The following is a 25,773-nucleotide window of genomic DNA, read 5'->3' as shown; positions in this document are numbered from 1 at the left end:
CCGAGAATTAAGCTTTACATAAATTATGGAAACAGTAGCAGTATTGATTATAAGATTCCTGTTAACCGCTAACAACTATCAACCAGCAACCAACAACTAATTGCTAATCGCTAACCTTCTCTTTCTCCTTCTTTTCTTCTTCCACCTCTCCTTCGAGGATGTTGAAGTTCGGTTCTTTTAATACTGCCTTATTGGCAATATTCCTTTCCAGGGATAGTAATAAGGATGGCAATAAAATAAGATTGGCCAGCATAGCGAAGAGCAGCGTGGCTGAAACGAGTCCACCAAGGGCAACCGTTCCTCCGAAGCTAGAGATCATAAATACCGAGAAACCGAAAAAGAGAACAATAGAGGTGTAGAACATACTTACCCCGGTCTCTCTCAGGGCAGCATACACAGATTTTCGGATCTTCCATTTGTTTTCGGTCAGTTCCTGCCGGTATTTGGCCAGGAAGTGAATGGTGTCATCTACCGAGATCCCGAATGCAATACTAAACACAAGGATAGTAGAAGGTTTTATTGGAATACCGATGAATCCCATCATTCCAGCGGTTACCAGAAGCGGTAAAAGGTTCGGAATAAGGGAGATGATGATCATTTTAAAGGACCTGAACATATAGGCCATAAATAAAGATATAAGAAAGACTGCCAGTGCCAGTGAAATAACAAGGTTTCTCACCAGATATTTGGTTCCTTTCGTAAATAAAAAGGCCTTTCCGGTCATGGAAACATCATAACGGTCCGGTGGAAGTACCTTATTGATCTTATTCCAGAGCGTTTCTTCTATACGCTCCATTTTATCGGTACCTATATCTTTCATAAAAGTGGTGATCCTGGCGGTCTGTCCGGTAGAATCGACAAAAGATTTTAGCAAGCCTGCGCTGGATGAGGATTTCTTGGCGTAAGCCAGAAGAAAGCTGTTTTCCTGAGTATTCGGTAATTGATAAAAATCGGGATTTCCGTTATAGTAAGCCTGCTTGGAATATTTTACCAGATTAACCACAGAGATCGGATCTGAAAGTTCCGGGGTTTCACTGATCACATTTTCCACATCCTGCATCCTCCTTAAAGTGGAGAGTTTCATTACCCCGTTCCTCCTTTTGGTGTCTACCATGATTTCCAGGGGCATAATTCCGTCGAATTCCTCTTCAAAGAACCGGATATCTTTAAAGAAGGCTGCTTTTTTAGGCATATCTTCAATCAGACTTCCTGAAATCCGTATCTGGTAGATCCCGATAATACTCGCAATAAGCAAACACAGAGAAACTACATAAACCGAGATCCTGTAATTCCTTACCGTCTTTTCCATCCAGTTTACAAAACCTTCGATCCACCTTTTGTTGAGGTGCTTTAGGTGTTTGTGTTTCGGAAGGGACATAAAACTGTAAACGATAGGGATGATCAGAAGAGAAAGGATAAAGATCACCAGAATATTAATAGATGCTACGATCCCGAATTCTTTCAGGAGTTTACTTTCGGTTACAATAAAAGTGGCAAAACCTGCTGCCGTTGTGGCATTGGTCATAAGGGTGGCATTTCCGATCTTGGAAATAACCCTTTGCAGCGATTTGGCCTGGTTTCCGTGTTTCTTTACTTCCTGCTGATACTTATTGATCAGGAAAATACAGTTGGGTATTCCGATCACGATGATCAAAGGCGGGATAAGTGCGGTTAGAACGGTAATCTCATAATGCAGAAGGCCCAGAATACCGAAGGCCCACATTACCCCGATGGTTACCACGATCATGGAAATAAGAGTAGCTCTGAAAGACCTGAAAAAGAAAAAGAATATCAGGGATGTGATGGCCATTGCCGCCCCGATAAAAATACTTATCTCGTCTACGATATTCTGTGAGTTCAACGTCCTGATATAGGGCATACCCGAAACCCGGGCATCCAATCCGCTTTCCTCCTCAAAGTCCTTGATCAGAGGGTTGAAATCGTTAAATATAAAATCTTTCCTTACGGAAGTGTTTACAATATCCTTATCCAGATAAACAGCTATCCGTATGGTTTGTGTTTCTTTGTTAAAAAGCAGGCCTTCATAAAAAGGAAGTTTATTAAAGAGCTTGCTCTTCAACAGATCGATCTGCTCGGTGGAAGTAGGTTCCTCTTTTAAAAAAGGCTCCAGTTTAAACTCTTCTTTTTCGGTGTCCTTTACAAGTGTTTGAAGGTTTTCTGTAGAAATTACAAGGTCTACTTCGGGAAATGCATTTAGCTGTTTACTCAGCTTGTTCCACAATTTAAATTTTTCAGGCTGAAAGAGATTGCTGTCCTTTACCGCAAGAACGATCAGGTTTCCTTCTTCTCCGAAGATCTCCAGGAATTTATTGTATTCCAGGTTCACAGGATGTTCGTCGGGTAGCAGGTTGGCTTCCGTATAAGTGAAGCGCATATTTTTCCACTGCATTCCCAGGAAAACGGTAATACCTGCAAGGATTAGGAGGATAAAAATTCTGTTTCTTAAGATGATTCGAGCTACACTTGCCCAGAAGCCCGTATTAAACCAAGTAGCCATGCATTAAAATTTCATCGCAAAGGTAGAAAATGCTGTTGAGGCTACCTAAAAACCTAAATCAAAATTAAAGGTAAATTTAAAAGAAATGTTGTTGTCGAACCTGGGCAGACTATATGGTCCGTATCTGTAGAAGAAACTGAGACCGAATCCCTTAAAAAGTTTGTTGAGTTCGAAGCCACTTTCATAAAAACCCTGATCCAGGGATTCGAACTCAAAAGTTTGGTGCCTGTCCTGATCTGAAATATCTCCGATAGCAAAACGGGATACCAATACCAGCTCCGGTCGGAAACGCTGTGAAATTTTAAATCGCCTCAGACTATGTCTTACCTGAAAAGAGGCATAACGGTCTGAAAAGAACTCATTAAAGAACATGGTTTCAAAACTATTGGTATCGGCCACAGAAAAACGTTTTAATATAGCATCGTTATCCGGGTTGTTCGGAGAAGCGTGATACAAATGGGTTAAAGGAATATCACCAAAACCTATCCCGGCTCTGATCAGGAAACTGGTAGTAGCCTTGTTTACCGGGGCGATCTCGTGTATAAACCGGAAATCGAGTTTAGTGAAATTAAAATCACCGCCCAGTACATTATCAAAACTTTGTGTAGCCTGAAAGGTAAACTGCGGGAAACCTCTTTTGGATAGCTTCTTCCCCTTGGGAGTCAGGATATATTCATTAAACGGACTCCATTGAAATGAGATTTGTGCAGTGGAGAGCTCAAAATCGGTAAATGCATTTCCGTTACTCAGAAAAGTATAATCAAAGGTTGGATCAATATCACTTTTATTGAACTGAAGCCTTGTTTGTAATTTTGAAGTGACATCGTGCTCAAGGTAGGCACTGATCTTTTTGGTTTTATGGAACAACGTCAGATTAAATAAACGCGGTTCAAAAACATAAAAGGCCCTTCCGTCTGTATTAAAGGCAGAACTTCCTGTTTCTACCAGATCATCCGAATAGGCAGCTCCTACCCATGTGCTGGTGAATCGGTTGAGTCGCGCAGCTGCTCCCAGTCCGTATTTAAAATCCCGGTCACCAAAACCGTAGATCCCATAACCGGTTAACCTGTATTTAGTGGAGAACCTGTCATTCGTAATAGCGCCTATCCCGGGTTTAAAACCTTCAAAATTATTGTATTTGATCAAATAGCGAAGATCAAAATCAACATACTTGGTCGGGAAATATCCGTCAATTACCTTCTTGGCGATCCCTATTTTCTTTTCGATCTTTTCCTCTTCCACAATACTGTCGAGGATATGATAAGTTTCTCTTCCCCTTTCGCTAATATCCTCTGTCCTGTACTTGTTCCAGAAATCCTCATCCCTTCGGTTTGCATTATCTACCAGGTCTACTGCCAGCCCGCGCCCTTTAATGGTTACAGGTTGGTTCAGTTCGATGTCGAAATTCTTTTCCCGTGAAATAAGGTGTAGAAGCTCTGAACCATCCCGTCCGTTGGTATGTACCCGTGTAGAATCCCGGGTTTCTTCTTCCGACTGGTCCACATTAATGGTGATCCCAAAGAGGGAAATATTATCGTCGGTCTCACCTTTGGAGATCTTGATCTCTTTTTCTACCGGAAACCATACTTTTTCATTTTGCCTGTAGTTAAAGGTCTGTGTTGCCTTTACTTCGATTACCGCTTTGAGCTGGGCGATAGCTTTTTGAAGGGCGTAGGATTCCGTGTCTATATAAAGCACCCCTTCCAGACCTGCTACTTTTCCTTTTTTCTTCGGGAAATAATAGATCATATAGGCAGGGCGTGTATTTTTATTGATGGTGTCCAGGATCTTATAATCATAGGTCCGCAGTGCATTACTGGCAATAGGGTTTACATAATCTGTCCCGAAAACCGTATAGATATTGTTGTAAAAGGAAAAAGACTGTATCTGGAGAGATAAGATCTCGTAAATCGGTTCCTGAAAACCGGCCATTCGGGTAGCAAGAATGGTTTCCCTTTTACCTTTGGATTTTGTAAATGCGTATTCCGATACCTTTTCACTGATGTAAAAATGAGAGCGCTCCAGATCTTTCTTCAGTTTATAGTTGGAAGAATCTATTTGCGTAAACTTCAGTTTTCCGTCTTTTTTAACATAGATACTGTCCAAAGCCCCGTTAATAGAATCGGGATTGGCGGTAACCACTAATTTGTTATAGGCGTTGAACTTAAAGCTGTTAAGCGCTTTTTCGGGATTATTGAGTTTTCTGCTCTTAATGGCATTCCGGATAATAGCCAATGCTGGATTTTCGCCTCCCACCAGAACAACTTCATTAAGCTGCTCTACATTCTCTTCCATTTTGATGGTGTAGAATTTCTGATTGGGATTGATATTGATCGTTTTACTGATATAACCAATATAGCTTACGGTAATGCTGCTTACACCTTTTGTATTCGGGATCTCGAATTTCCCGTCTATATCGGTAATTGTTCCTTCGTATTTACCTGTTATAACATTGGCAAAAGGTAGCGGTTTCTCTGTTTTGCTGTCGATAACAACTCCTGAAACAGGTTTTTGGGAAAATGATAGGAGGGGAGTAAAAAGGAGGAGGAACAGATATATTCTCATCAGTGTTTTATTCTTGAAACGAAATAGGTCGGATAATGTTACAAAAAATAAAGCGACTTGGAGGAAGTCGCTTTTAAATTTATACTAAGTTTAACTAAACGGTCATGATTTCTGTTTCCTTAACAGCCAGAATATCATCTACTTTCTTGATATAAGTGTCTGTCAGTTCCTGGATATCCAATTCGGTGTTTTTAGTCAGATCTTCCGAAATGTCCAGTTTTTTAATTTCTTTATTGGCATCCTGACGCGCATTCCTGATACTTACTTTAGCATCTTCGGCTTCGCCTTTGGCCTGCTTTACCAGATCTCTTCTTCGTTCTTCGGTTAATGGCGGTACGTTTATAATGACCATTTCTCCGTTGTTCATAGGATTAAAACCGAGGTTGGCTACCATGATCGCTCTTTCAATTTCCTGTAACATCGATTTTTCCCATGGCTGAATAGAAATAGTTCTGGCATCGGGAGTATTTATATTGGCTACCTGACTCAGGGGAGTCTGAGAACCGTAATAATCTACGAAAACGGTACTTACCATTACCGGACTTGCTTTTCCGGCCCTGATATTTACCAATTCTTTTTCCAGGTGACTGATGGCGCCTTGCATGGATTCTTTGGCACTGTCCAGAATAAAATCGATTTCTTCATTCATGATCTAAACTTTTTTAAATAACTTTTCAAAAATCACGCCATTTTAATGAAAGAAGGCGGGATTAAAGATTTACTTTGGTTCCTATTTTTTCTCCGGAAACCACTTTTAAAAGGTTTCCTTCCTTATTCATGTCAAACACAATAATAGGCAGTTCATTTTCCTGACTCAGTGTAAAGGCAGTGGTATCCATCACCTTTAAACCTTTTTTCAGTACATCTTCAAAAGAGATATGTTCAAATTTGGTGGCATCCTTGTCTTTTTCAGGGTCTGAAGTGTATATACCGTCTACACGTGTTCCCTTCAGAATAACATCGGCATCTATTTCTATGGCTCTTAGAACAGCGGCAGAATCGGTTGTGAAATAAGGATTCCCGGTTCCACCTCCGAAAATAACCACTCTCTTTTTCTCCAGGTGGCGAATAGCCCTTCGTCTGATAAACGGTTCCGCTACCTCATTTATTTTGATTGCCGATTGTAAACGTGTCTGGACTCCTTCATCTTCGAGAGCACTTTGAAGCGCCAGGCCGTTAATTACGGTGGCCAGCATTCCCATATGGTCTCCCTGAACCCTGTCCATTCCATTACTCGCTCCCGCAACTCCTCTGAAAATGTTTCCTCCTCCGATCACAATAGCTACTTCTACACCCATGCTCACTACTTTCTTTATTTCCTCTGCATATTCGGCAAGGCGTTTAGGGTCGATCCCGTATTGACGATCCCCCATAAGAGCTTCTCCACTTAACTTTAAAAGGATTCTTTTATACTGCATACTTATGAAATGGTAATTGAATTTTGAATAAATTTTGATTAGACTGCTGCAAAAATAGCGAAAATAAATTACGAGTTGTATTTGCGGAAAAAATTATGATTATTTAAGATTAGCAGGAGCGTTAAAGCCCTGAGAAAAGGAGAGATAAAAAAAACCGTTTCAAGTGAAACGGTTTTTTATGCCTGACATTTCCGGCCTTCGGCCGAAATGTGTTTTAACTTTAATTAAGCAAGAGCTGCTCTTTCAAAATCAGTAACGGTAAGATCTGCATTTACAGATTTAACGTACTGAGCTACGCTCTGCTTGCTGTCTTTAATGAAATCCTGGTTAACCAGTGTGTTGTCTTTAAAGAAACGCTTTAGTTTTCCTTTGGCAATATTGTCTAACATTGCTTCCGGCTTTCCTTCTGCGCGAAGCTGATCTTTAGCGATCTCGATCTCTTTTTCGATGATAGCCTGATCAACACCTTCTTCATTAAGGGCAACAGGATTCATAGCAGCTGCCTGCATAGCTACATCTTTAGCAGCAACATCAGCACCTTCTACATTGGCAGATAAACCAACCAAAGTAGCGATCTTGTTTCCTGCGTGGATATAAGATCCTACGAAAGGAGCGTTTAGAGTTTTGAAATCTCCGATCTCAATTTTCTCACCAATAACACCGGTTTGCTCTGTTAATTTATCAGCAACAGTCATCCCGTTGTAAGTAGCACCTAAGAATTCCTCTTTGCTGTTAAAGCTAAGTGCTAATTCAGCAAGGTCTTTAGCTAGATTAACGAAAGATTCGTTTTTAGCAACAAAGTCAGTTTCACAGTTAAGAGAAACGATCACCCCGCTGTTTCTGTCTTCGTTAACCTGTGCAATAACTGCACCTTCAGAAGATTCTCTGTCTGCTCTTTTAGCAGCAACTTTCTGTCCTTTTTTACGAAGTATCTCGATAGCTTTATCGAAGTCTCCTTCAGCCTCTACCAAAGCCTTTTTACAGTCCATCATACCGGCACCGGTAGATTTTCTTAATTTGTTTACCTCTGCGGCCGTAATATTTGCCATTTTATTCCTTGTTTACTTTGAAGTCGTTAATTTGAAGATCCGTTCTCTGCAAAATTACTACAGTGGTTAAACAGATCTGCTCCTCAACATTAAATTAATATTAATTTTCTTCGTTTGTGCTAACTTCCTCAGTTGCTTCTGCTTTTGCTTCTTTTGCCGGAGCAGCTTTCTCCTTTGCAGGTGCAGCTTCTTCTTTGGCAGGTGCAGCTTTCTCAGCCGCTGGAGCCTGAGCTTCTGCTTTCGCAGATTCTTTATCTGCTTTTCTTTCGCTTAGCCCTTCCGCTACAGCTGAAGTAACATGAGATAGTATTTTTTCTATTGATTTAGAAGCATCGTCATTAGATGGAATAACAAAATCTACATCTCTAGGATCTGAATTTGTATCAACCATCGCAAAGATTGGAATGTTTAATTTCTGAGCTTCTTTAACCGCGATGTGCTCACGCATAGTGTCAACAATAAATATTGCACCTGGTAAGCGGGTCATATCAGCAATAGAGCCTAAGTTTTTCTCTAGTTTTGCTCTTAAACGATCAACTTGGAGACGTTCCTTTTTTGAAAGTGTATCAAAAGTACCGTCTTTTTTCATTTTGTCTATCGCAGTCATTTTCTTAACTGCTTTTCTGATCGTAACAAAGTTGGTAAGCATACCTCCAGGCCATCTTTCTGTGATATATGGCATGTTTACACCACCAGCTTTTTCTGCTACTATGTCTTTTGCTTGTTTCTTGGTAGCGACGAATAAGATCTTTCTACCGGATGCTGCGATCTTCTTAAGAGCTGCGTTAGCCTCTTGAATTTTAGCAGCAGTTTTGTATAAATTAATTACGTGGATACCGTTTCTCTCCATGTAGATATAAGGAGCCATGTTCGGATTCCACTTTCTTGTTAGGTGACCAAAATGTACACCTGCTTCAAGTAAGTCTTTTACTTCTATGTTGTTTGCCATTTTTTTAATAGTTTACGTTCCGTTGAAGTTAGCAATGTTGAAGTGGCGAACTGATATCGGCCTTCATCATTTGGATGCTAAACTAGTCTTCTGTTTTTAACAGAACAACGACAACTAATTTTCAATAATTAATGAACATAATACCGAAAAATCCCGGTACAGATTAACGTTTAGAGAACTGGAATTTCTTACGAGCTTTCTTCTGACCGAATTTCTTACGCTCTACCATTCTCGGGTCTCTTGTTAATAAACCTTCAGGCTTTAAAGCTCCTCTGTTTTCAGCATCTACTTCGCAAAGTGCTCTTGAGATTGCCAAACGAATTGCTTCGGCCTGTCCTGTAATACCACCTCCGTATACATTTACTTTAATGTCAAAGCTCTCAACGTTCTCTGTAAGAGATAAAGGTTGTTTTACTTTGTACTGTAAAGTAGCTGTAGGGAAGTAGGTATTTAAATCTTTTTTGTTGATAGTGATGTTTCCTTTTCCTTCTGAAACATACACTCTCGCAACAGCAGTTTTTCGTCTACCGATTTTGTGAATAACTTCCATTTACTTAAGATCGTTTAAGTTAATTGCAGTAGGCTTTTGTGCTTCCTGATTGTGCTCAGGACCTACATACACTTTTAAATTACGGAATAGATCTGCACCTAGTTTGTTTTTAGGCAACATTCCTTTTACTGATTTCTCTACGATTCTAGCCGGATCTTTTTCATAAAGTTCTCTGGCATTTCGTACTCTCTGACCACCAGGATAACCCGTGTGACGAATGTATTTTTTCGCCTCCCATTTGTTTCCTGTTAAGTTGATTTTTTCAGCGTTGATAATAACTACATTATCTCCACAATCAACATGCGGTGTAAAATTAGGCTTGTACTTTCCTCTTAGTAGCTTTGCCACTTTTGAAGCTAGACGTCCTAATGTCTGACCATCTGCATCAACAAGAACCCACTGTTTATCTACAGTAGACTTGTTAGCTGAGATTGTTTTGTAGCTCAATGTGTCCACACTAATCTTTTTTAAAATTAAACATTCCATTCCCAATTAACGGGCTGCAAATGTACAACTATTAATGGGAATAACAAATAGGCAATATGAATATTTTTGAGCTGTTAAATCTTTGATTCTGACAGCGGTAGTTTTCTGCAAAATTACAGTATTTATAGCTGCCCACCGCTATAACTGTTAATTGTTTATTAAAAAAGGACAACGAGTGTAACAACTAAAGAATTCGATTTGTCTTTAACTACAAACAACCTGACTACTTTATTATGAAATTCAAAACCATCTACCTTTTGGGCATATGCGTGCTCTTTGGCATTGCTGCCCACTCTCAAGAACAATCAACTCCTACTGTACCCAAAAGGGTATATACCACCAAGGCCATTGGGGATGCCCAGGCTCCGACCATAGATGGTTTGCTGAATGACGAAAGCTGGAATATCGTTGAATGGGATGGCGATTTTATAGAAAACCGCCCGGACGAAAATACGGCACCGACGCAGAAGACACGGTTTAAGATCCTTTACGATAACAAGAACCTTTATATAGGAGTTCGTTGTTATGATACAGAACCGGATAAGATCGTGAAACGCCTTTCCAGAAGAGACGGGTTTGCCGGAGACTGGATCGAAATAAACATTGACAGTTATCACGATCTGAGAACAGCCTTCTCTTTTAATCTTACCGTAGCGGGGGTGAAGGGTGATGAATTCGTTACCGATAACGGGAACAACTGGGACAGTAGCTGGAACCCCATCTGGTATGCAAAAACAAATGTGGATGAAGAGGGATGGACAGCAGAGATGAGGATCCCTCTTAGCCAGTTACGATTCGGAAAAAGTAAGGAACAAATATGGGGACTGCAGTTTACCAGGAGATTCTTTAGAGGCGAAGAGCGTTATGTCTGGCAACGTGTTCCCCAGGACGCCCCGGGATGGGTTAGTGAAATGGGAGAATTACACGGCCTGATGGACCTGGTTCCTCAAAAACAAATAGAAATACAACCATATACTGTTGGAAGTCTGGAAACATTCGAAGCAGAAGAGGGAAACCCGTTCAGAGATGGAAGAGAAAGCCAGTTAAGTGGCGGTGTGGATGGAAAGATCGGGATTACCAACGACCTTACCCTCGATTTTACTATAAATCCTGACTTCGGTCAGGTAGAAGCCGACCCTTCGGCCATTGCTTTAGATGGTTTCCAGATCTTCTTCCAGGAGCGAAGGCCCTTTTTTGTTGAGAACAAGAATATCTTTGATTACCGCTTTTCCAACTCTCAGGCGGGAAATACCTTTGGTTTTGACAATATTTTCTACTCCAGGAGAATAGGAAGGAATCCGCAGGGATTTCCGGATACCGAAAGCAATGAATTTGTGGACAGGCCTGAAAATACAACCATTCTGGGAGCTGCTAAGTTTAGCGGAAAAACCAAGAATGGATGGTCTATAGGGATCCTGGAAAGCGTAACCGCAAAAGAATATGCAGAAATAGATAATGAAGGTGAACGCCGTGAAGAAGTTGTTGAGCCTCTGACGAATTATTTCGTAGGAAGATTGCAGAAGGATTTTAATGATCGGAATACATTTATCGGAGGTATTTTCACGGCAACCAACCGCAACCTTACCGACAACCTGGATTTCCTGCGTAAATCGGCTTTTAGTGGAGGTTTTGATTTTAAACATCAATGGAAGAACAGGGCCTGGTACCTGGCGGGAAATGTTATTTTCAGCCATGTAAAAGGAAGTGAAGAGGCTATTCTTAATACACAGGAATCTATTACCCATTTATTTCAACGTGTAGATGCGAGCCATGTGGAAGTAGATCCTACCAGGACCTCCCTGACCGGTACCGGAGGGAATATACAATTGGGAAAGACAGCTAACGGACACTGGCGTTTTGAAAGTGGATTTACATGGAGGTCCCCGGAACTGGAATTAAACGATATTGGTTTTTTGCGACAGGCAGATGACCTCAGACATTACACCTGGATAGGGTACAGGACCTTGAAGCCTTTTTCTATTTTCAGAAACCTGGGACTTAATTACAATCACTGGAGTGCCTGGGATTTTGAAGGGAATCTTAACCGCCTTCAGTGGAATGTAAACAGCTGGGCCAACTTTCAGAATAACTGGTTCGGGAATCTCGGCTTTAATTATATAGCAATAGATCAGTCCAATACCGCTTTAAGGGGCGGCCCCAGATTACGCAGATCCCCGAGGGTTAACTACTGGAACAATATCGGTACCGATAACAGGAAAAAGGTACGCTTTAATCTGAGTACTTCTGGATCTAAGGCCCTGGACAACTCCACGCTGGCGTTTAATCTGAATTTCGGTTTGAGCTACCAACCTCTTAACGCCCTGAGAATATCGGCATTCCCTTCCTATAACATTAATAAGGACAAGCTTCAGTTTATAAGCAATATAGATCTGGGAAATAATGATATCAGATACCTGAACGGAGAGATCGATCAGAGAACCCTGAGTATGTCGGTAAGGGTCAATTATACGATCAATCCGAATCTGACCATTCAGTACTGGGGGCAGCCCTTTATTTCCAGGGGGAGATATAGCAATTTTAAGATAGTTACCGATCCTCAGGCAGCTAGTTTTAATGACAGATTCCTTCAGTATAATGATTCGCAGATAGGTTTTAACAGCGGTGCGGGGCTTTATGAAGTAGATGAGAATACAGACGGGAATATAGATTTCAGCTTTGGAGATCCGGATTTTGCCTTTGTGCAATTCCGTTCCAATCTGGTACTCCGATGGGAGTATATTCCCGGATCGGAGATATTTTTGGTCTGGTCTCAGGATATTTCCCAAGCGGGAAATCCTCAGGACGGTTTATTCAGGAATCTGGATAACAGCATTCTGGGATCACAACCCAAAAATATCTTCCTGATCAAAGCAACATACCGCTTCGTTTTATAACAGTGGTTTTAGGTTTAACAAAAAGAGCAGCTTTTGTTTAAGTTGCTCTTTTTTAGCTTTATAGCGTTTTTTTGGTTAAATTTGAAGGTATAAATTCATAAAAGCCCCAAATTATGAAACCTAAACTGTTTTTTATACTGTTATGCGCATTGGTGTATTCCTGCACCTTTGACGATTCCGAAGACATAGCACAGGATACGAATACGAATAATTCCCTGGTGGGATTTTGGGACCTGACTTCCCTGATATATTCGGAGCCTGTAGATGCCAATTTTGACGGGACGAGTTCAGACGACTTCCTGGATGAGGTTCCCTGCTTTAATGTTGTCCTTGAATTTATGGAAAACGGAAGTTACGTCTCCAGGACAACGGATGTGGAATTTGATGTCGACCCCGTTTCAGGAGAGGGATCTGTTGATTGCCTTGAAGAAATGACAGAATCCGGTGGAACCTGGACCCTTGACGGAACCACCTTAAGCCTTACTTCCGAAGGACAAACCGTTGTTGTAGAGATAAGCCTGCAGGAGAATGTACTTTCCTTTGAAGGCGATGTAAACGGCCTGGAAGACCTTGAAATAGATGAAGATGTGACCGCAGGACTTGTTTTTGTAAGGATCAACATATAATTAAAATTCATAAAGTTAAAGAGAATACGGTTTTAGTTAAAAAAGTATAATTTAAAGTTAATTTTTTGCAAAAAGAACTGCAGACTGTAACATTTCGAATTAACTTATAGTCATTATACCGACACTCTAACCAATAAACTTTATGAATTTTAATTATCGATGCCTGATCGTAATTCTATTTTGTGGGTGCTTCTCCGTAAAAGCACAACAATCAGATTCCATACCTAAAAAAGTATATTATACCAAAGCTATTGGGGACTTAGAAGCTCCTAAAATAGACGGACTCTTGGATGATGAAGCCTGGAACATAGTTGAATGGGCCACGGACTATGTGGAGTTTGAACCCGATACGGGAACACCGCCTACAGAGCAAACCAAGATGAAGATCATCTACGACGATAAAAATCTCTATGTGGCATTCAGATGTTATCAGGCAGATCCCTCTACCATAGAAAAACGCCTGGGAAGACGGGATGACTTCCCCGGAGATTGGGTGGAGATCAATATTGACAGTTATAACGATGACCGTAGTGGTTTTTCATTTACTATTTCCGCCTCGGGAGTTAAAGGGGATGAATTTATTTCCGATAACGGGAATTTCGATTCCAGCTGGAACCCTATCTGGTATATGAAAACCAATATAGATGAAGAAGGATGGACTGCCGAGGTACGTATTCCTTTAACCCAGCTGCGTTTCGGAAATGAAGACGAACAAGTGTGGGGATTACAATCTACCCGACGATATTTTAATAATGAAGAACGCTCTCTCTGGCAACCTTTGCCTGCCAATCCTCCGGGATGGGTGAGTGAGTTTGGGGAATTGAGAGGAATTAAAGGCCTTAAGCCACAGAAACAGCTGGAGATCCAGCCATACACTGTGGGCCAACTGGATACTTTTGAAAAAGAAGAAGGAAATCCGTTCAGGGACGGAAGCGATACCAAGCTGACTGTCGGACTGGATGCCAAAATAGGAATTACCAACGACCTTACTCTCGATCTTACGGTAAACCCCGATTTCGGTCAGGTAGATGCCGATCCGGGAGCCATTGCTCTGGATGGTTTTGAGATTTTTTTCCAGGAACGCAGGCCATTTTTTGTGGAGAATAAGAACATTTTCGACTTCCGTTTTGGAGGGGGAAGGGATAATCTTTTCTTTTCCCGGCGTATCGGAAGAACTCCTCAGGGAGGGACTACCGCAGATAGTGAAAAAGGAGAATTTGCAGATGTTCCGACCAACAGTACAATTCTCGGAGCTGCGAAGTTTAGCGGAAAAACCAAAAACGGATGGTCCATAGGGATCCTGGAAAGTATTACAGATAAGGAATTTGCCGAAATAGGACTGAATACAGATCCGGAAGTCCTTAACGGCCTGAGTGAAATAGGGGAAAGAAGGGAGGAACTGGTAGAACCTCTTACCAATTACCTGGTAACAAGGGTTCAGAAGGATTTTAATGACAGGAACTCCTATGTGGGTGGTATTTTTACTGCTACCAATCGCAAACTGGAGGATAATCTCAATTTTCTGAGGAAAAGTGCCTATAGTGCCGGACTCGATTTCAGGCATAACTGGAAACAGCGTAAATACTATATGGAAGGAAATGTGGTATTGAGTAATGTGCACGGAAGTGAAGAAGCGATAGAAATTACGCAGCGTTCACTTACTCATTTATTTCAACGCTCCGATGCCGGTCATGTTGAGGTAGATCCTACCCGTACGTCACTAACCGGAACCGGTGGAAGATTTGAGATCGGAAAAAGCGGAGGCGGAAACTGGCGATATAATATAGGAGGGAACTGGCGTTCTCCCGAACTCGAATTAAATGATATAGGTTTTCTGAGACAGGCGGATGATATACGGCAGTATTTTAATATCAGAAGGTTATTTAACAAGCCCACCAGTTGGTACCGCAGGGCACGTATTGGATTTGAACAGTTCACTACCTATGATTTTGAAGGGAATTACAACAGGATACATTATGAGATCAATGCGGATGTAAACTTCAAGAACAACTGGTTTGTCGATTTCGGTGCGGCCCATAAGCCAAGGATATTTACCAATACCATTTTAAGAGGCGGGCCACGCTGGCGATTCAGTCAGGAGAATTTTGCCTTTCTCTTTGTCGGAACGGACAGGCGGAAAAAATTCAGCCTGGTAGCCGGTCATGTGAATTCCCAGGCCAAACAGAATAACTTTTCCTTTAGACTTTATGAGCTTCGTTTTAGATATCAGCCTTTTAATGCACTGAGTATGTCGCTGGCTACCGAGTATTCCCAGAATCCCAGCAAAACCCAGTATGTAACCCAAACCGATTTTAACGGAACTACACGATATATTACGGGAGAGATCGATCAGGAAACCCTGAGTACGACCCTGAGAGTGAATTACAATATTAACCCTAACCTGACAGTTCAGTATTACGGGCAACCTTTTATCTTCAGGGCCAAATACACGAACTTTAATTTTGTGAATAACGCTATTGCCAAAGACCTGAGTGAACGCGTAAGCCTGTACAGCGATGATCAGATCTCCTTTGCAAACGGTTTGTATTCTGTTGATGAAAATACAGACGGAACTACAGATTACAGCTTTGGGGACCCGGATTTTGCCTTTGTACAATTCCGCTCCAACCTGGTAGTACGATGGGAGTATATTCCGGGCTCTGAGATCTTCCTCGTATGGTCGCAGGGAATTACCGGCTCGGGAGATCCGAGCAATAGCTTTAGCAGTATAATAGATAATCAGTTGTTAAGACAGCGCCCTCAAAACACCTTTTTGGTAAAAGCTACGTACAGGTTTAATTTGTAGGGAATTAATATTATCGTAATTGTCTCCTTGAGGGGACTTACAGGGGTGTTTTGATTTTTTTCAATTGTTTTAAAAAGTATGAGGGGTAGATCCCTGTTCGTTTATAGAAGGCTTTTGAAAAGGACTCTCCACTGTTAAACCCTACTTCCTGAGCAATCCCCTTAATGGAATATAACTGGAATTGGGGATCTGTTTTGAGTTGTTTTATTGCATACTCAATTCTAAGATCGTTGAGGTAATTGCTGAAGTTTTTCTGCTCGTAGAAATTAATGATCTTAGAAAGGTAGTTAGTATTGGTGTCCAGTTTTTTAGATAAGCTGTTTAAGGTTGTTTTGCTGTTTAAAAAGCCTTTTTTATCCTCAAATTCTAATAAACCATTTCTGATTTCAGTTATTAATTCCAAGGAAACTCCTTTGATTTCCGGAGAAGCTTTTGTTTTTTCATATTTCCGATCAGGTTCATCATTGAAAACCTCTTTAAAACGTTTTTTATAGGATTTCTGCCTTTTGACATAGTAAAAAAGAAAACTTCCCAACAATATGATAGAGCTTCCCAGAATAATCAAACCAATATCCGATTGTTTTTTCTCAGTTTTTAGTTTTAGAATTAAATGTTCCTTTTCCGATAACAATTGAGGAATATCATAATGTTTTTGAATGTTTTTATTGAGAAATCTAAAGTTAGCATCTAGGATACTATCCGCAGAAATTAACTTGTCTAAATATTTTAATTGATTTTTAATGTCGTTTTTTTCTTTGTAATAATCTACAAAGGTTTTATATACTTCCGGTAATTCTCTTACTGGATCTTGATGGATTTCATAAATAGAATCGAGTTTTTTAAAATGAGTGATGGCTTCTTCTGGCTTACCGAGGTTTTTTGCTATTTTTCCTTTGTATAGATAATAATTAATTCTTGCGTTTTGATCATTATCATAAGGAAAAGCTTTATCTAAACTATCAATGGCAGCCTGATAATTCCCTTTAAAATATTCATTAAAACCTCCAGCAGTGATGAATTCATAATATTTCGAAGTGTCCTTTAATGCGAGACTTTTATGTATACCCTCTTTTATAAGGATACCTGCCGAATCCAATTTGTCTAATGAATTATATAAACTTGTTAAGTTTAATAAAGTTGTTAAATAATTATCATTATAATATTCGTTAAGACTATCGTTTATGACCAATTTCAGGATGTCTTTGAATTCAAAAAAGGCTTCTTCATATAATCCCAGAATATTTTTAAGTCCTGCTATCTCTGTTTTTACTGCCAAACGATATTGTACGTTTTCATTTTCTTCCAGGTATTTATAGGTAATAATGTAATTATCTAACGCTAACTTGTATTTGCCTAGAAAATAGTATTCACCAGCTTTTATCAAATAGCCCAGTGAAGGATAATCTTTATGTTTTAGATTTTTAGTGTAATGGATTATGCTGTCGCCAAGACGTATTGATACATATGGATTATTTGTGATGAAGTTTAGTTGACTATATGCGTTTGCAATTTTGATACTGTCTTTTTCTTCCTTTCCTTTCTCTAAATAAGCCTGAGCAAAAACAAATGCTTTAATAGAGTCATTCTCAACTTTTTTAAAAGAGGTATATATTTCTTTATAATCCAGTTTTTTTAATGAATCTATAATTCTTCTATCTTCAATCGATAGCTTTTGAGAAAAAACAATTGTAGTTATTAAAAAGTTTGTTGTAAGTAATAATCTGGATATTCGGGTTGACATTGTTGCAAATTATTGTATAAAGAAATTTAAATTGTCCCCTTGAGGGGGCTTACAGGGGTGTTTTAATCATTTTTCAATTGTTCTATAGTTTCCTCTAATGCGAGTAGGACACCGAACATATTATTTTTTACTTCCGCATTTGAAAACCTTAGAAACCTTACACCATAAGCTTCTAACCGACCTTGCCTTTTCATATCATAAAAATATTTATGATCATGACTATTCCCATCAATTTCTATTACTAATTTTAATTCGTGACAATAGAAATCAACAATATAATCTAACATTGGAACCTGTCTGTGAAACTGAAACCCATATGCACGTTGTTTGATTTTCTGCCAAAGAAGTACTTCAGATAAAGTACTGTTCTTTCTTAAACTTTTGGCGAGTTCCTTTAGTTTAGGGTCATATGGAATGATTTTGTTTTCATGTTAAATGAAACTTCTTTACACCCCTATGGTCCCCTCAAGGGGACAATCCAATTAATAACCCTCTTGTTTTCTCCCCTCCAGGGAAGAACAAAATCCTCAAGGGGACAATCTAATTAATGCAACTCTTGTTTTCCCCCTTCCGGAGGCAAATCCAATTAATGTGCTTCCAGCCAGTTCTCGCCAATCCCGATCTCAACATCTAGCGGGACGCTTAGTTTATAGGCATTCTCCATCTCTGTTTTGATGAGGGTCTGAACGGCCTCCAGTTCCGGTTTATAGGCGTCAAATACCAATTCATCATGTACCTGAAGCAACATTTTGGTTTTAAAATTCTCTTCCTCCAGTTTTTTATGGATGTTGATCATAGCGATCTTTATAATATCTGCCGCACTTCCCTGAATAGGCGCATTAACGGCATTTCGTTCTGCCGCTCCGCGTACCACTGCATTCCTGGAATTGATATCTTTCAGATAACGCCTTCTTTCAAGAATAGTCTCTACATAACCGTTCTCCCGAGCAAAATCTATCTGATTGCTGATATAGCTGCGAAGTTTAGGATAGGTTTTATAATAAGTATCTATCAATTCTTTGGCTTCACTTCTGCTTAGGGTGGTCTGATTACTCAACCCGAAAGCCGATACCCCATATATGATACCGAAATTCACGGTCTTTGCATTACCACGCTGTTCCCTGCTAACTTCTTCCAGAGGAACCCCGAAAACCTTAGCTGCTGTGGCAGCATGAATATCCTCACCATTCTGGAAGGCTTTGATCATATTTTCTTCTTCGCTTAAAGCTGCAATAATACGGAGTTCTATCTGGGAATAATCCGCGGCCAGAAGCACATAGTCTTCACTTCTGGGGATAAAAGCCTTTCTTACCTGCCGACCTCTCTCCGTCCTGATAGGGATATTCTGAAGATTCGGATTGTTGGAGCTCAAACGTCCCGTGGCAGCTACCGCCTGGGCATAAACCGTGTGAATCCTTTTGGTTTTTGGGTTGATCTCATTTGGTAGTGCATCCACATAAGTGCTTTGTAATTTTTTATAGGAACGCCACTCCAGGATATCGGCAACGATCTGATGGTCCTTAGCCAGATAGGAAAGGACATCTTCTGCCGTAGAATATTGCCCTGTCTTGGTTTTCTTGGGTTTATCTACAAGCTTTAGCTTATCGAAAAGAATGGGCCCCAGCTGTTTTGGTGATGCCAGGTTAAACTCTTCTCCGGCCTGTTCATAGATCCCTTTTTCCAGACGATTAATGTCTTTGGTTAGCTCTTCTGATAATTCACTGAGAAAATCGGTGTTCACTCTGATACCCTCAATCTCCATAGAAGTAAGTACACTTACAAGCGGGACTTCAACTTCGTTAAAGAGCTTGGTCACGTTCCCGCTTTCCAGTTCTTTCTGAAAATGGTTCTTTAACTGCAGGGTAATATCGGAATCTTCAACAGCGTATTCCGTTTGCCTGGATAGCTCCACATCCCTCATAGACCCCTGATTCTTTCCTTTTTTACCTATGAGTTCCGTAATGGAAACAGGCTGATAGTTAAGATAGGTTTCCGCCAGGACATCCATATTATGCCTCATATCAGGGTTAATTAGATAATGGGCTATCATAGTATCGAAGATCTTTCCTTTTACAGGGATACCGTAATTGGAAAGTACTTTGATGTCGTATTTCAGGTTTTGCCCTATTTTCTCGATCCCTTCGGCTTCGAAAAACGGACGCAACTCTTCCAGGATCTTTTGAGCTTCTTCCCGGTCTTCCGGAATCGAAACATAATATCCTTTTTTCTCTTCCCAGGAAAAAGCAATACCTACGAGGTCGGCTTCCAGAGCCTTTATACTCGTTGTTTCGGTATCGAAGCATACACTGGATTGTTGCATCAGCTTTTCCATTAGTATTTTCCTGGCCAGGGAAGTATCTACATATTGATACAGGTGTTTGGTGTTTGCTACTGTATTAAATCCGGATACGGATGCAGTGCTGACATCTGCGGTGCCGCTTCCCGGCATATTAAAAAGATCGAATTGTGTGTTCTCGGGAGTAGCTGCTTTTTTTGCAGAAGCAGGCACTTCCGATGCAGCTTGCTGCTGAGGTGCAAAGGTCTTCAGGAAATTTTCTGTAAGCCTCCTGAATTCAAGCTCCATAAATATCTGCTTTACCTCTTCAATATTGGGATCGGAGAATTCAAATTCGGTCTCATCAAACTCTACCGGAACATCCAGCATAATTCTGGCCAGCTTTTTAGACAGGATCCCCAGTTCTGCATTGGCTTCTACTTTCTCTTTCATTTTACCTTTAAGCTCATGGGTATTGGCCAGCAGGTTTTCCATGCTTCCGTATTGTGCCAGGAATTTTTTTGCGGTTTTCTCCCCGACTCCGGGTAACCCCGGAATATTATCTACAGAATCCCCCATCATTCCCAGAAAGTCGATCACCTGCTCGGGATTTTCCACTCCGAATTTTTCTTTTACCTCCGGAATTCCCCATACTTCATAAGTATTTCCCATTCTGGGCGGGCGATACATAAAAATATTATCAGACACCAGTTGGGCAAAGTCCTTATCGGGGGTTACCATAAAGGTTTTATAGCCTTGCTTTTCTGCCTTTTTGGCCAGGGTCCCAATAATATCATCAGCCTCGTAACCCTCCTTTACCATCACCGGGATATTCATAGCCTTCAGTATCTTTTCGATATAGGGTACTGCTATTTTAATGGCCTCCGGAGTTTCCTGCCTGTTGGCTTTGTACTCTTCAAACATTTCTGTTCTGGAAACGCTTCCGCCTCTGTCGAAACATACGGCCAGGTGGTCGGGTTTCTCCCTTTTGATCACATCCAGAAGAGAATTGGTAAAACCCATTATGGCCGAAGTATCCATTCCTTTCGAATTGATACGCGGATTCTTGATAAATGCGTAATATCCCCTGAAAATTAAAGCGTAAGCATCGAGTAAAAAGAGTCGTTTCTGATCAGACATTATTGTTTTTTAAGAATTAAAGTATTTGCAAAACGGGTATAAAAGAAAGCCGGTGTTTAACTCACTTTATGAAGTCACCCAGACTTTCAAAACTACAAACTAATTGCGTAGAATTAAAATCTTTTCCCGGGTGGCCATTAAATTATTTTTCAGGTGAGGTGATGAAGATAAAAAAAGCCGGCCCGAAGGCCGACTTAACTCAAAATGAATAATTAAAATTTAATGATGAGAATACATCCTTAATCAAAATTCCACAGAGGTTGGATCCCTCTGAGGTGCTCAATAAAATAATTCCATTTCCTCTTGGTGAAATAGGTATTGAATTTCCCCGAATAACCGTGATTCTGGCTCGGGATGATGAGCAAGTCAAAATCTTTATCTGCTTTAATAAGCGCTTCGGCCAGCTTAAATGTTGCCGAAGGGTTGACATTATTGTCAACTCCGCCGTGTACCAATAGCAATTTACCTTTAAGCTTAGAAGCCATGGTTATATTTGATTGTTCATGATAAGCCTTGTCTACCGGCCATCCCATATACATTTCAGGCCACCAGGCTTTTTCCATTCTGTGATCGTGATCTGCAGAACTGGATACAGCTACCTTGTAAAAGTCAGGGAACTGAAGCAGGGCGTGAGCTGCGTCATATCCACCTGCCGAATGCCCGAATATCCCCACCTTGTCGGTATCTATCCAGTTGTATTTTTTACCCAGCGATTTAATAGCCAGAACATGATCTTCCAGGTTACCTCCCAGATTCTTGTAGGAGTGATTGTGAAATTCTTTCGATCTTCCCGAAGACCCCAGACCGTCAACACTTACCACAATAAAGCCCAGCTCGGCCAATGCCTGATTGTTTCTCAGTACCCAATGACTGAGCCCCTGTCTGAAACCTGCCGGATACATCTGTGTATGTGGCCCGGTATAACTGGCATCTACAATGGGATATTTTTTTGAAGGGTCGAAATTTGTCGGCTTCCATAAAGCTCCGTAAATAGTAGTTTTTCCATCTCTGGCCGTAGTGGTGAACGTCTGTGGAGGCGTCCAGTTCGCTTCGGTAAGACCTGCTATATCGGCTTCAGAAACTTTAAGAACAACTTTACCGTTCTTTGAACTTCTGAGTACCGTTTTGGTCGGTTTATCTACGGTAGAGAAGTTATCCAGGAAATACTTACCGTTTCGAGAAAAACTGATCTGATGATGGGTCTTTTCCGGGGTAAGCAATCTGACTTTCTTGTCTTTTAGGCCAACTTTATACAAATACTGATGATAAGGATTGCTTCCTTCTTCCTTTCCGGAAGCCAGGAAATAAACAATGCCCTTGTCTTCATCTATATAACTGACACTATTTACAAAGTAATCTCCTTTGGTAAGTGGAGTAACTTCCTTTGTTCCGAGATCAACAGAATAGAGTTGCTTCCATCCGCTTTTCTCCGAACTAAAAATAACGGTGTTCTTTTTCTCCAGGATCCAGTAATCGAAATTATCGATATTGGTGTTACTGGTTTCCGTATGAAGAAGGTTCTTACTGTTGCTTTTCAGATCTAATTTTAAAAGGTGACTTTTTTGATATCCTCTTTCATCATAGCTTACGAATACTTCCCCGCTGTTTTTACCCCAGCTATAGGAAGGAGCGTTGATATGTGTGTTTCGCGGAAGCTCGGGAGTGATCTCTTTGCTGTTCTCTATATCGAAGAAAACAGGCTTCATATGAACCATGGTCGTATCTCCCGGAGAACCTCTGTAATATGATAGTAATTTAGGCCTGTAGAGCGAATCTATACTGAAATCCAGCATATACATTTTATCGGCATACCGAAGATCGCAAATAGAAGTCTGGATATATTTGGAATCGGGAGACCAGGATACAAAGAATCGTTTGGGTCTGTTCCCGTTCTCACCTTCCATCAGATCATACCAGCCATAAAAACTGGCATATTCGTAATTTTTATAACCGTCACGGCTGAGTTGTTTTACTTCTCCGGTCTCTGTCGATTTTAGATAGAGGTTGTAGTTTTCGGAATAAGCAACCCATTTCCCATCAGGGGATGTAGTTTCGAAAGCGTTGCGACTTTCTTCTTTTTTCTTGGCCTTTAAATCGTAAGAGCCGAGATCCAGTACATAGGTTTTGTTATTCAATCTGAATTCCAGATGATCTTTGTCAACATATTCCACAAAATTAAAAGGCAGCTCAGTAGCCTTAACTTCCTTTTTAGTGAGTGTAGCTATTTTTTCTGCCAGCCTGGAGTGGTCGAAAAGTGCTTCTTCCTCAGCATTGGCAAATAGTACCTTTTTAAAGGCTTTACCTTCCTTGCTGTATTTTAAATACCAAAAACCTGTATTGTTCGAGAACCAATTCGGAAAGATCCTGAGGTTAAAAGCTTTTTTGTTATTGATATTTTCCCATAAAAACGATTTTGCCCGTTGATAATCTTCTTTGGTAATACTCTCCTGAGCATAGGAAGAAGAGCTGAAGATAAGACAAAAAAACGATGCCAAAAGGCAGGAAACTAGTTGGTTTTTTTTCAGTTTCATTACCGGTTATTTTATACTTCAATATAAAGATAGCCAATCGCATTAAAGCCTGAAAATACAGGTGTTGAGAGAGAAAATGGGTAATAAAAGTCAAGTTTTATACAGAAAATACCCGCTACGTAAATAGCGGTAAAATTGGGAAAGAATAAGAATCATTAATAAAAGTCAACTTATGTAATATATTCTATATTGAATGGAATAATTGGATTATGAGTTAAAATAGTATTATTAAATCCGGTTTTTGATTAAAATAGCAGGCTCGAATCTCATTATTTTTAACAAAGTTTAACGTTTTTATAGCTTCAGTTAACGGTTTACTATAGATTTTTCATGAATTTGGCCAGCAGATTATCAGAAGCTTGCCGGTAAATCTCGTGGGCACCTTTTTCCCTAATCTCTTTTCCGGCTTGCTCGTTCATTCCGTTCGGAGTAGCTGCGTGATCTGCCAGTTCTTCAAAATCTATCACTTCTGCCTTCTGAGCTGCGTAGGCCAGAGATTCGAATAGATCCGAAACGTATTGATTGGTGGTATCCCTGTCTACTCCATGCTCATGGGTCCATTGACTCAAAGCGCCCATCAGTTCGTAAAAGGGAGTGATCAGCCCGGTTAAGGTCCAGATACTATGCAATTCTGTTTCACTTTTTACTTCAAGAGGTTGTCCGATATGATCCAGGATGGTTTTTACCGTTTTGTCCGGATTAAAAACGGGGATCGGACAATTGTGATGTACCACGGTGGGTAAGGGGATAGCCCTGGAAATATGTTTAAAGTGCTTTACGGCTTCGGCCAGCTCTGAATGCGTGAGATAGGGGATAAAAGAAACAACGGTTTTCTGGTCGTCAAACCGAAGATCGGAAAGTATACTTTGCGCATCCGCAGGCCTTAAGGCAATAAAAATTATATCGGAATTGTCTATGACTTCCTGATTGGAAGCCTGCTTTTTTACATTGGAAAAACGGGAGGCCAGTTTATCTGCTTTCTCACTGTTTCTTGGAGAAAGGGAAACAGATAATTCTCCCATTTTTGAAGTACACAGGGCTTCGATAACGGCACCGGCAATTTTGCCTACACCAATAAAACCTAATTTCATGACGATAGCTTTAGAAAAGGATATAGATTAAATGAATTTAGTGATCTACGGATGGTAAAAGAATCCGGGTTTAACATTGGTATTTTCCCCATCCTGGTATTTCATATAGGTAAAACCTTCATGAATGCAATAAGAACCCACTTCTCCGGCTTTGTTCATCGCCAGATAAGCAATCTGAAAATCCTTATAACGCTCGTTTTTAGAGACGATCCTTCTGATGGCTTCTTCACATGCTTCCTGAGGGGACATCCCGTTTCTCATTAACTCCACGATCAGAAAACTACCTACGGTTTTCATGACTTCTTCTCCCATTCCGGTAGCAACAGCCCCTCCTATCTCATTATCGATAAACAGCCCGGAACCTATGATCGGGGAATCCCCGACACGCCCTTTCATTTTATATGATAAACCGGAAGTGGTACAGGCACCTGCAATATCTCCGTCCTTATCGATGGCAAGCATACCGATGGTATCGTGATTTTCAATATTGATGATAGGCTTGTATTCGGGAGATTTTTTCCATTCTTCCCAGGCTTTTTTAGAATCTTCCGTTAGCAGGTTTTCTTTTTCAAACCCCTGCCGGTATCCGAACTCTTCGGCACCTTCTCCGGCGAGCATCACGTGTGGAGTTTCTTCCATTACTTTCTTTGCCAGGGCTGCCACATTGGTAATATTCTCCACACATACCACGGCTCCGCAATCGCCTTCCGGATTCATAACACAGGCGTCCAGGGTTACATTCCCTTCCCGGTCCGGTGCACCACCTTTACCGACGGTGGTATTTTTAATATTTTCTTCTTCAACGGCAACTCCTGCAATAACAGCATCTAATGCGTCTTTACCCTGTGCCAATTCCTCTCCGGCTTTTGCGTTTGCCGAAGTGAATGCCCATGTGCATACTGCAATGGGGAATTTTGTCTTGTCGATATTCATAGCTTTTTTTTCTGAAGAACCGGTTTCCGTATCCTGCTCCTGTGTCGTATTCTGATTAGTATCTTTACAACCCACAACGGAAGCTCCAACGGTAATACCTACTCCCGATAATGCTGCTTTTTCAATAAATTTTCTACGTTTCATTAAGATTGGTTTTATAACGTTTTGGTGTGTTATTTGTTTAAAAATGATGCTTTTGGA

The 25,773-nt window shown here is 40.6% G+C and carries 17 protein-coding genes; 3 read left to right on the top strand and 14 right to left on the bottom strand.

From position 1 onward, the window contains the following. Positions 1–103 precede the first annotated feature (103 nt). The 8 genes from GWK08_RS04665 to rplM all read right to left on the bottom strand — a co-directional run bounded on the left by GWK08_RS04665 (position 104) and on the right by rplM (position 9,505). Positions 104–2,518 (bottom strand): efflux RND transporter permease subunit, encoded by a 2,415-nt coding sequence (locus GWK08_RS04665; RefSeq protein ID WP_163605732.1) that lies wholly within the window; start codon positions 2,516–2,518, stop codon positions 104–106. 45 nt (positions 2,519–2,563) lie between these two features. Beyond that, entirely contained in the window at positions 2,564–5,083 is a 2,520-nt protein-coding gene (locus GWK08_RS04660) for a DUF5686 family protein (protein ID WP_163605731.1), read from the bottom strand. Between the two features lie 94 nt (positions 5,084–5,177). Beyond that, complete coding sequence (gene frr / locus GWK08_RS04655) at positions 5,178–5,732, bottom strand: ribosome recycling factor (protein WP_163605730.1); 555 nt, start codon at positions 5,730–5,732, stop codon at positions 5,178–5,180. Positions 5,733–5,793: 61 nt separating this feature from the next. Then, the gene (gene pyrH / locus GWK08_RS04650) at positions 5,794–6,501 is read right to left on the bottom strand and encodes a UMP kinase (protein ID WP_163605729.1); all 708 of its coding nucleotides are present in this window, start codon (positions 6,499–6,501) and stop codon (positions 5,794–5,796) included. A 224-nt stretch (positions 6,502–6,725) separates the two neighbouring features. Beyond that, positions 6,726–7,550 (bottom strand): translation elongation factor Ts, encoded by an 825-nt coding sequence (gene tsf / locus GWK08_RS04645; RefSeq protein ID WP_163605728.1) that lies wholly within the window; start codon positions 7,548–7,550, stop codon positions 6,726–6,728. Between the two features lie 100 nt (positions 7,551–7,650). Then, positions 7,651–8,499 carry a 30S ribosomal protein S2 gene (gene rpsB, locus GWK08_RS04640; RefSeq protein ID WP_163605727.1) on the bottom strand — a complete coding sequence of 283 codons (849 nt, stop codon included), beginning with the start codon at positions 8,497–8,499 and terminating at the stop codon, positions 7,651–7,653. A gap of 163 nt (positions 8,500–8,662) precedes the next feature. Continuing rightward, positions 8,663–9,049, bottom strand: coding sequence for a 30S ribosomal protein S9 (rpsI, locus tag GWK08_RS04635; RefSeq protein ID WP_163605726.1), 387 nt, complete (start codon positions 9,047–9,049; stop codon positions 8,663–8,665). Then, positions 9,050–9,505, bottom strand: coding sequence for a 50S ribosomal protein L13 (gene rplM, locus GWK08_RS04630; RefSeq protein ID WP_163606301.1), 456 nt, complete (start codon positions 9,503–9,505; stop codon positions 9,050–9,052). A 263-nt stretch (positions 9,506–9,768) separates the two neighbouring features. Between rplM and GWK08_RS04625 the strand changes: the two genes are divergently transcribed. The 3 genes from GWK08_RS04625 (at position 9,769) to GWK08_RS04615 (ending at position 15,861) form a co-directional block, all read left to right on the top strand. Then, on the top strand, positions 9,769–12,429 hold the full coding sequence (locus tag GWK08_RS04625) for a DUF5916 domain-containing protein (RefSeq protein WP_163605725.1): 2,661 nt from the start codon (positions 9,769–9,771) through the stop codon (positions 12,427–12,429). Positions 12,430–12,542: 113 nt separating this feature from the next. Next, positions 12,543–13,055 carry a lipocalin family protein gene (locus GWK08_RS04620; RefSeq protein WP_163605724.1) on the top strand — a complete coding sequence of 171 codons (513 nt, stop codon included), beginning with the start codon at positions 12,543–12,545 and terminating at the stop codon, positions 13,053–13,055. 142 nt (positions 13,056–13,197) lie between these two features. Next, on the top strand, positions 13,198–15,861 hold the full coding sequence (locus tag GWK08_RS04615) for a DUF5916 domain-containing protein (protein ID WP_163605723.1): 2,664 nt from the start codon (positions 13,198–13,200) through the stop codon (positions 15,859–15,861). Between the two features lie 37 nt (positions 15,862–15,898). Here the strand turns inward: GWK08_RS04615 and GWK08_RS04610 are convergent, their stop codons facing one another. The 6 genes from GWK08_RS04610 to GWK08_RS04585 form a co-directional block, all read right to left on the bottom strand. Continuing rightward, the gene (locus GWK08_RS04610) at positions 15,899–17,602 is read right to left on the bottom strand and encodes a helix-turn-helix domain-containing protein (RefSeq protein ID WP_163605722.1); all 1,704 of its coding nucleotides are present in this window, start codon (positions 17,600–17,602) and stop codon (positions 15,899–15,901) included. A 62-nt stretch (positions 17,603–17,664) separates the two neighbouring features. Next, positions 17,665–18,018, bottom strand: coding sequence for an endonuclease domain-containing protein (locus GWK08_RS04605; RefSeq protein ID WP_317168142.1), 354 nt, complete (start codon positions 18,016–18,018; stop codon positions 17,665–17,667). A 170-nt stretch (positions 18,019–18,188) separates the two neighbouring features. Continuing rightward, a complete protein-coding gene (gene polA, locus GWK08_RS04600; protein ID WP_163605721.1) occupies positions 18,189–21,017 on the bottom strand; it encodes a DNA polymerase I in 2,829 nt (942 codons plus the stop codon). A gap of 239 nt (positions 21,018–21,256) precedes the next feature. Next, positions 21,257–23,548: a S9 family peptidase gene (locus tag GWK08_RS04595; RefSeq protein WP_163605720.1), complete on the bottom strand. Its 2,292-nt coding sequence runs from the start codon at positions 23,546–23,548 to the stop codon at positions 21,257–21,259. Positions 23,549–23,865: 317 nt separating this feature from the next. Beyond that, positions 23,866–24,639 carry an NAD(P)-binding domain-containing protein gene (locus tag GWK08_RS04590; protein ID WP_163605719.1) on the bottom strand — a complete coding sequence of 258 codons (774 nt, stop codon included), beginning with the start codon at positions 24,637–24,639 and terminating at the stop codon, positions 23,866–23,868. 45 nt (positions 24,640–24,684) lie between these two features. After that, positions 24,685–25,716 (bottom strand): isoaspartyl peptidase/L-asparaginase family protein, encoded by a 1,032-nt coding sequence (locus GWK08_RS04585; RefSeq protein ID WP_163605718.1) that lies wholly within the window; start codon positions 25,714–25,716, stop codon positions 24,685–24,687. Positions 25,717–25,773 lie beyond the last annotated feature (57 nt).

The sequence above is a fragment of the Leptobacterium flavescens genome (genome assembly GCF_010671605.1).
Taxonomy (GTDB): Bacteria; Bacteroidota; Bacteroidia; order Flavobacteriales; family Flavobacteriaceae; genus Leptobacterium; species Leptobacterium flavescens.
This window is presented reverse-complemented; position numbering and strand designations above follow the sequence as displayed.